The sequence below is a fragment of the Kitasatospora sp. NPDC059817 genome (assembly GCF_042731835.1).
Classification (GTDB): Bacteria; Actinomycetota; Actinomycetes; order Streptomycetales; family Streptomycetaceae; genus Kitasatospora.
Genome location: NZ_JBHWIR010000021.1, coordinates 833 through 5,888 on the forward strand (window position 1 = coordinate 833; position 5,056 = coordinate 5,888).

Consider the following 5,056-nt stretch of genomic DNA (forward strand, 5'->3'; position numbering starts at 1 on the left):
CCCCCCCCCCCGCCGCGGGGGCCCGGCGCGCGGCGGGGGCGGGGCGGCGGGGGGGGGGGGGGGCCGCCGGGGGGGCGGGGTGGGGGGACACCCGGGCGGCCACGGGGTGGGTGGCGTCGATGACCGCGTCGACCCGTTCGCCGCGCAGCCAGTCGGCCAGCCCGTCCGGGCCGCCGAAGCCGCCGATCCTCACCTCCCCGGCGGGCAGCCGGGGTTGGGCGACCCGGCCGGCCAGCGAACTGGTGACCCGCAGGGACGGCAGCTCGACGAGTGCGGCGGCCAGTGCCCGCCCCTCCGTCGTGCCGCCGAGGATCAGGACGTGCCGGGTCATGGGGTTCACGCCCCGCAGGGCTCGTGCGGGCGTTCGCGCTCCGCCGAGTAGAGGTGGCTGTCGCGGAACTGTTCGGCGGCCAGCGTCCGGCCGACCAGGATGACGGCGGTGCGGACCACGCCCGAGGCCTTGACCTGTTCGGCGATGTCGGCGAGGGTGCCGCGCAGCACCAGCTCGTCCGGCCGGCTGGCCATCGCGACGACGGCGGCCGGGCAGTCGGCGCCGTAGTGCGGGAGCAGCTGCTCGACGACGTCGTCCACGTAGCCGGCGGCCAGGTGCAGCACCAGCAGGGCGCCGCTGCGGCCGAGGGTGGCCAGGTCCTCGCCCTCGGGCATCGGGGTGGCGCGCTTGGCGATCCGGGTGAGGATGACGGTCTGGCCGACGGTCGGGACGGTCAACTCCCGCTTGAGCGCGGCCGCTGCGGCGGCGAAGGCGGGCACGCCGGGGACGATCTCGTACGGCACGCCGGCCGCGTCGAGGCGGCGCATCTGCTCGGCGACGGCGGAGAAGACGGACGGGTCGCCGGAGTGCAGCCGGGCCACGTCCTGTCCGGCCTGGTGCGCGCGGACCAGCTCGGCGATGATCTGGTCCAGGTTGAGCTGCGCGGTGTCGACGAGGCGGGCGCCGGGCGGGCATTCGTCGAGGAGCTCGCGCGGTACCAGGCTGCCGGCGTAGAGGCAGACCTCGGCGCGGGCCAGGAGGCGCTGGCCGCGCAGGGTGATCAGGTCGGCGGCGCCGGGGCCGGCTCCGATGAAGTGGACGGTCACGACGCGTTCTCCTGAGGGGTGTTGGGCTTGACGGCGGACCACTGGGTGACCGGCATGGCCTGCCGCCACCCGGTGAAGCCGCCCACCGGGACGGCGTGCGCGACGGCGAGCTTGACGAGCTCCCCGCCGTGGCGCCGGTACCACTCGGTGAGCAGTGCCTCGGATTCCAGCGTCACGGTGTTGGCGACGATCCGGCCGCCCGGCCGCAGGGCGGCCCAGCAACTGTCCAGCAGGCCGGTCGCGGTGAGGCCGCCGCCGATGAACACCGCGTCGGGGGCGGGGAGTTCGGCGAGCGCGGCGGGGGCCGGGCCGGTCACCACGCGCAGTCGTGGCACGCCCAGGGCGGCGGCGTTGCGGGCGATCCGTTCGGCCCGCACCGGGTCGCGTTCGATGCTGACGGCCTGGCAGTCGCGGTGCGCGCGCAGCCACTCGACGGCGATCGAGCCGGAGCCGCCGCCGACGTCCCAGAGCAGTTCGCCGGGGGAGGGGGCGAGGGCGGCGAGGGTGGCGGCGCGCACGTGCCGCTTGGTGAGCTGGCCGTCGCTCTCGTAGGCGGCGTCGGGCAGGCCGGGGACGAGCGAGTTGCGGGGGCCGTCGCCGAGGTCGACCGCGATGACGTTCAGCGGGTCGCCGGGCGGGTGCGGCCAGCCGTCGGCGGTGCCGTCGAGCCGGCGTTCGGCCGGGCCGCCGAGCTGTTCGAGCACCCGCAGACGGGCGGCGCCGTAGCCGCGCGCGGTGAGCAGCCCGGCGACGGCGGCCGGGGTCGCGGCGTCGGCGCTCAGCACGAGCAGGCGGCGGCCGGGGTTCAGGGCCAGGGCGAGGGCGTCCAGCGGGCGGCCGACCAGGCTGACCACCTCGGTGGACTCCAGCGGCCAGCCGAGTCGGGCGCAGGCGTGGGAGACGGAGGAGGGGTGCGGCAGGACGCGCAGCCGCCCGGCGCCGACCGTCTCGGCGAGGGTGCGGCCGATGCCGTAGAACATCGGGTCGCCGCTGGCCAGGACGGCGACCCGGCGGTCCGCGTGCGCGGCGAACAGCCCGGGGACGGCCGGGCGCAGCGGGGACGGCCACGGGACGCGCTCGGCGGCGACCTCGTCGCGGGGGAGGAGGTCCAGCTGCCGGGGGCCGCCGACGACCACCTCGGCTGCCCGCAGGGCGGCCCGGCCGGCGGTGGAGAGGCCGGGCCAGCCGTCGGCCCCGATCCCGACGACGGTGATCGGGGGTGGCAGCTCGGGCACCGGGTGGCTCCTGTCGTTCGGCGGGCGCCGTGAGTAGAAAAAAATAACTATCGGGGCAGCCTACCTGGCGGTATCCGGCCGCCCGTCTCCCGCCCGTCTCCCGCCCGTCCCCCGCTACCGGTCCGCCCAGTCCCCCGAGTCGATCACCTCGGGCCGTTCCCGTAGCCGGCTCTCGACGACGGGCCCGGCGAAGTACACCCAGGCCTCCCGCACCTCGCCCGCCGCCGTCCGCACCGGCAGCCGCCGCCGTACGTACAGGCCCGTCCCGTCCGCCCGGCAGTCCTCCAGCCGGTCCAGCGCCGCGAGCGCGCCCGCGTACGCGCCGGGCCGTACGGTGATCAGCTCGCCCACGATCCGGCGCCCGGGCGTCGCGTCCGGCACCGCGTACGGGTACCCGGGGCCGTCGTGCAGTGTGGCGCCGTCCAGCACGGCCGGGCGGATGTCGGCGCAGCGTCCGGCCAGGTGGGCGGCGTGGTTGCGGCCGCCGCTGCGCAGGGTGCCGTAGACGAAGAACGGCAGGGCCTCCTCGGACACGGGTTCGACCTCTCGGCTGGGGGAGCGCCCACGGTACGTCCTCGCGCCCGCGCCGCGATAGCGCCTCTTGCCTCGCGCGTCCCGCGTCCCGTGCCCCGCGCGTCCGCCGGGTGGTGGGTGTCAGGCGGCGTCCGGGGCGGTCCGTGCGTAGGTCAGGACGACGTTGCCGCGCTCGAAGACGCGGCTGTCGGTGAGCGTGAAGGCGCGGGGCCCGAACTCCGCGCGGAACAGCGGGATGCCCGATCCGACCACCACCGGGTACTGCTTGATGATCAACTCGTCGATCTCGGGCAGCAGATGGCCGGCCAGGTCGGCGCCGCCGCAGAGCCAGATGCCGAGCCCGTCCTGTTGCTTCAGCCGGCGGACGAGGGCCACCGGGTCCTCCGCAGTGACCTCCACCGCCGGGTCCGGGCTGGTGCCGAGGGTGCGGGAGACCACGATCTGCCGCAGGTGGGCGTAGGGGCTGGTGAGGCCCACGGCCAGCCCCGGTGCGTAGGTGCCGCGGCCCATGACGACGGTGTCGAAGCGCTTGTTGGGTGCCTCCGCGATGCCGAACGCCGCGCGGCCGGGGGTGGGGATAGTCTCCGGGTACTCGGCGAAGAGCGTCGAGGTGTAGTCCTCGGTGAGGAACGGCGCGAAGAAGTCGAAGCTGTCGTCCGGGCCGGCGATGAAGCCGTCGATGGTGGTGCCGATGAAGTAGGTGAGCTTGCGCATGCAGGTCCTTTGGGGTCGGGAAGCGGCGCGGGCCGTGCGGCCCGCCGCCTAACCACTCCGACTATAGTACTCCAGTTGTAGTGGTTGCCAAGGTGTTTTCAGGCCCGGGCGCCCCGGCCCCCGAAAACCCCGCGAGAGAGAATCGACCCATGGTCCAGAACCCCGCCCGCCGCACCGCCCTCGCCGACGCCGCCATCGAGGTCCTCGCCCGCGAGGGCGCCCGCGGCCTCACCTTCCGCGCGGTCGACGTGCAGGCCGGCGTCCCCAACGGCACGGCCTCCAACTACTTCGCCAACCGCGACCACCTGCTCCACCAGACCGCCCGGCACATCCACCACCGGCTCACCCCGGACCCGGCCGTCATCGCCGACCTGCTGCGGGCCCCGCGTGACCGCGCTCTGGTCGCCGCCCTGATGCGCGACCTGATCCGCCGCATCTCCGCCGACCGGGCCGGCTACCTCGCGATGCTCGAACTGCGCCTGGAAGCCACCCGCCGCCCCGGCCTGCGGGCCCAGCTCACCGGCACCATCCGCGAGCAACTGGAGGCCAACGTCGCCTACCACCTCGACGGAGGACTGCCCGGCGACCGCGAGACCGTCCTCGTCCTTTACCTCGCGATGACCGGCCTGATCGTCGAACACCTCACCCTGCCCGAGGTGTTGGGCACCGACACCCTGCCCGCCCTGCTCGACACCATCGTCGAGCGAATCGTCCCCGCGACCTGACCCTGCCGGCCTCGCGTTTCGGCGGGCGAGGGGGCGGCTGTGCCGGAGGGGGTGTCAGAGGGTGTGAGGGGGCCTGCCCGTCCACCAGTTGCCGGGGGCGTCGGGGTCGCGGCTGGTCCAGAACTCGATGATCGCGCTGGTGAACTCGGCTGCGGAGAGGGTGCCGTCGCCGTCGCGGTCGAGGTGGCGGAAGGCCTCGTCGGCGTCGTCGCGGGAGAGGCCGGCGAAGTGGCCGCGCTGGAAGACGAAGAACTCGCCGGCGTCGACCGTTCCGCTGCGGTCGGTGTCGGCGACGGCGAGGAAGGCGTCGGCGAGTGCGCCGAAGCTGGTCCGCGCGGCCTCGGGGTCGTCGGAGAGGGCGCCGGTCGAGCGGACGAACTGTTCGCGGGTGATCGCCTCGGTGCCGGCGGGCAGGTGGGCCAGGTGCAGGTCGTGCCAGACCGTCAGGTAGGCGCGGACGATGACGGCCTCGGCCTCCGAGCCCTCCTGGTGGCCGAGCGAGCGGGCGACGGCGATGCCCATGAGGACGTGGTCCCGTTCGGTGAGGAGTCCGTCGCCGTCGGCGTCGAGGTGGTCGAACCCGTGGTTGATCTTTGCTGTGAGCAGGTCGTCCGACAATGTGCCCCCTCGGTTGGCGATCACTACGACACGTCGCCAGCACGCTAGTGCCTGGAGTCGCGGGGGGGGGGGGGCGCGCGCCGGGGGCGGGCCGCGGCCGGGCGGACGGCCGAGTCGGCGGCTCGGGCTCGG

At 75.2% G+C, this 5,056-nt stretch carries 7 protein-coding genes; 1 reads left to right on the forward strand and 6 read right to left on the reverse strand.

The window, feature by feature from the left end; all coding sequences use genetic code 11:
• The 5 genes from ACFV61_RS07320 to ACFV61_RS07340 form a co-directional block, all read right to left on the reverse strand.
• Positions 1 to 331, reverse strand: a 331-nt coding sequence (locus tag ACFV61_RS07320; protein ID WP_380490574.1) for a precorrin-6A/cobalt-precorrin-6A reductase, incomplete at its 3' end; no start/stop codon positions are given.
• Positions 332 to 336: 5 nt separating this feature from the next.
• Positions 337 to 1,098 carry a precorrin-4 C(11)-methyltransferase gene (gene cobM, locus ACFV61_RS07325; protein ID WP_380373850.1) on the reverse strand — a complete coding sequence of 254 codons (762 nt, stop codon included), beginning with the start codon at positions 1,096 to 1,098 and terminating at the stop codon, positions 337 to 339.
• The gene (cbiE, locus tag ACFV61_RS07330; protein WP_380490536.1) at positions 1,095 to 2,333 is read right to left on the reverse strand and encodes a precorrin-6y C5,15-methyltransferase (decarboxylating) subunit CbiE; all 1,239 of its coding nucleotides are present in this window, start codon (positions 2,331 to 2,333) and stop codon (positions 1,095 to 1,097) included. The genes cobM and cbiE overlap by 4 nt, the downstream gene beginning before the upstream one ends.
• A gap of 114 nt (positions 2,334 to 2,447) precedes the next feature.
• A complete protein-coding gene (locus ACFV61_RS07335; RefSeq protein ID WP_380490539.1) occupies positions 2,448 to 2,867 on the reverse strand; it encodes a gamma-glutamylcyclotransferase family protein in 420 nt (139 codons plus the stop codon).
• 120 nt (positions 2,868 to 2,987) lie between these two features.
• On the reverse strand, positions 2,988 to 3,581 hold the full coding sequence (locus ACFV61_RS07340) for a dihydrofolate reductase family protein (protein WP_380428431.1): 594 nt from the start codon (positions 3,579 to 3,581) through the stop codon (positions 2,988 to 2,990).
• 149 nt (positions 3,582 to 3,730) lie between these two features.
• Here ACFV61_RS07340 and ACFV61_RS07345 point away from each other — a divergent pair, with 149 nt between their 5' ends.
• A complete protein-coding gene (locus ACFV61_RS07345) occupies positions 3,731 to 4,306 on the forward strand; it encodes a TetR family transcriptional regulator (RefSeq protein WP_363367271.1) in 576 nt (191 codons plus the stop codon).
• 54 nt (positions 4,307 to 4,360) lie between these two features.
• Here the strand turns inward: ACFV61_RS07345 and ACFV61_RS07350 are convergent, their stop codons facing one another.
• A complete protein-coding gene (locus ACFV61_RS07350; protein WP_063350081.1) occupies positions 4,361 to 4,924 on the reverse strand; it encodes an EF-hand domain-containing protein in 564 nt (187 codons plus the stop codon).
• Positions 4,925 to 5,056 lie beyond the last annotated feature (132 nt).